The organism is Arenibaculum sp., assembly GCF_035998295.1.
Classification (GTDB): domain Bacteria; phylum Pseudomonadota; class Alphaproteobacteria; order Azospirillales; family Azospirillaceae; genus DASYHS01.
In genome coordinates, this window is record NZ_DASYHS010000195.1 from 1 (window position 1) to 2,675 (window position 2,675).

The 2,675-nt window shown below is 73.5% G+C and carries 1 protein-coding gene; it reads right to left on the reverse strand.

Annotated elements, in window-relative coordinates:
- Positions 1-2,660, reverse strand: a 2,660-nt coding sequence (locus tag VGO20_RS19375) for an AMP-binding protein (protein ID WP_327504026.1), incomplete at its 3' end; no start/stop codon positions are given.
- Positions 2,661-2,675 lie beyond the last annotated feature (15 nt).

Consider the following 2,675-nt stretch of genomic DNA (forward strand, 5'->3'; position numbering starts at 1 on the left):
CCGTCGGTCACCACCGCGACCGGTGCGGCGTCGGCGAGCATGAAGGCCAGACGCTCGGCCGGATAGGCGGGATCGAGCGGCAGGTACGCCCCGCCGGCCTTGAGCACCGCCAGCAGCGCCACCACCATCTCCGGCGAGCGCTCGGTGCAGATCGCGACCAGCCGGTCCGGCCCGACGCCGAGCGTGCGCAGGTGGCGCGCCAGCCGGTTGGCGCGCGCGTTCAGGACGCCATAGCTCAGGCTGCGGCCCTCGAAGGTCACCGCCGGCGCGTCCGGGTTCAGCTTCGCCTGCGCCTCGAACAGCTCGTGGATGCAGCGCTCCACCGGATACGTCTCGATCCGGTTCCACTCGTCCGCGACCAGGCGCCGCTCCGCGGGCGCAAGCACGTCGAGACTGCCGACCGGCCGCTCGGGCGCCGTCTCCAGCGCCTCGACCAGGCTCTCCAGCGCCCGATGCATCATCGCGCACACCCGGTCGGCATCCACTGCGGAAGCCACTTGCGCCGTCAGCTCGAAGCCCGTGCCCAGATCGTCCACCGCCAGCGTCAGCGGGTAGTTGGTGCGCTCCTCGCCGTCGAGATGCTCGATCCCCTCCCAGGCTCCGGATGCCGCCCCGTTCCGCGCCGATGAAGGGCCTGCATGGCGGTAGTTCAGCAGCGCCGTGAACAGCGGCATCGGCGCGAAGACGCGGCTGCAGCGCTGGGCCAGGGCCAGGGAGGCATGCTCGTGCCGGATCAGCCCGGTGAGCAGGCGGTGGGCCTCGCGCACGCAGGCCTCGGCCCCGGCCGGGCCGAGGCGGAGACGCATGGGCAGGGTATTGATGTAAGGGCCCATGACCCGGTCGGCCCCCTCCCCGCCCTGCATCCGGCCGAACAGGACGGTGCCGAACACCACGTCCGGACGGCCCGTGGCCCGGGCGACCACCTGCCCTCCCGCCACGTGGAACAGGCTCGCGGCGCTTACGCCCAGCGCCTGGGCACGGGCGCGCAGGCGGCGGGCCAGCCCGGGCTCGACCGAACGGCGCGCCTCGCCGATCCCCACGCCGTCGCCGCGCACGTCCATCAGCCCGAACGGCGCGGTGGGCTCGTCCACGTCGCCCAGCATCCCCCGGAAGAACGCTTCATGCTCCTCCTGGCTGACGCCGGACCGCGCCTGGACGACGAAGTTGCGGAACGGCAGCGGCGCCGGAAGCTCGCCGGCCCGGCCGGCGAGATGCGCCTCGACCTCGGCGTTGAACTGCTTGAGCGAGGTGTTGTCGTCGATGATGTGGTGGAACAGCCGCAGGGCCACCCACCGGCCGTCGGACGGGTCGCGGGCGACGAACAGCCGGGTCAGCGGTGCCCGCCGCAGGTCCAGCCGGTACCGGCGCGGATCGAACCGTCGCCGGAGCTGGCCGGCGACGTCTCCGTCGGCCGGGTCCGGCACGACCTCTTCGGCCACCGGCAGGGACTTGCGCCACACGACCTGCACCGGTTCGGGCAATCCCTCCCAGACCACCGCCGTGCGCAGGATGTCGTGCCGCGCGACCACGGCCTCGACGGCCGCGACGTAGCGGTCCAGGGTCGCCCGGTCGCGAAAGCGCATCAGGCTCCACAGCAGGTAGGGATCGCCCTCGCGCGCCATCAGGTGGTGGAACAGGATGCCGTCCTGCAGCGGCGACAGGGGATAGACGTCCTGGAGGTTGTCGGCACCGCCGGGCACGGTCGCGACGATCGCATCGACGTCGCCCTGGGTCAGGTCGACCAGGGGCAGCAGGTCCGGCGTCACGGTCCGGCGGCCGGTGGCCATGGGATTGACGGGAACCGTGACCTCGCCGTGGTCGGTGCGCACCGCGGCAGCCAGGGCGGACAAGGTCGGCGTGCCGAACAGGACGCGCACGTCCGCATGCATGCCCGCGCGCCGCATGCGCTCCAGCACGCGCACGGCCATCAGCGAATGGCCGCCCAGCTCGAAGAAATGGTCATGGCGCCCTATGCGCTCGACCCCGAGCACCTCGGCCCAGATCCTCGCCAGCGCCTCCTCCACCGGCCCGACCGGCGCCTCGTGGGCGCGCGCGCCGTAGGCGTCGTCGTCGGGGGCGGGCAGCGCCTTGCGGTCGAGCTTGCCGTTGGCGGTCAGCGGCAGCGCGTCGAGGCGCACATAGGCCGCCGGCACCATGTAGTCCGGCAGCGTCGAGCCCAGATGCGCCCGCAGCGCCTCCGCCCCGGGCTGCGCCCCGGCCGCCGTGGTGTAGTAGGCGACCAGACGGTCCTCGCGCGCCACCACCACCGCCTCACGCACGCCGGCACAGCCCGACAGCCGGGCCTCGATCTCGCCCAGCTCGATCCGGAAGCCCCGCACCTTCACCTGGAAGTCGTTGCGCCCCAGGAACTCCAGGCTGCCGTCCGCCCGCCACCGCGCCAGGTCGCCCGACCGGTACAGCCGGTCGCCCTCCACGAACGGGCTCGCCACGAACCGCTCCGATGTCAGCCCCGGCCGGTTCAGGTAGCCCCGCGCCACCCCCGCGCCGCCGACATGGATCTCCCCCGCGACCCCGACCGGCACCGGCTCGCCCGACCCGTCCAGCAGGTACACGCGCAGGTCCCCCAGCGGCCGCCCGATCGGGCTCGACCCCGCCCGCTCCGCGTCCGCCGCCTCCATCTCCCGGAACGTCACGTGCACGGTCGTCTCGGTGAT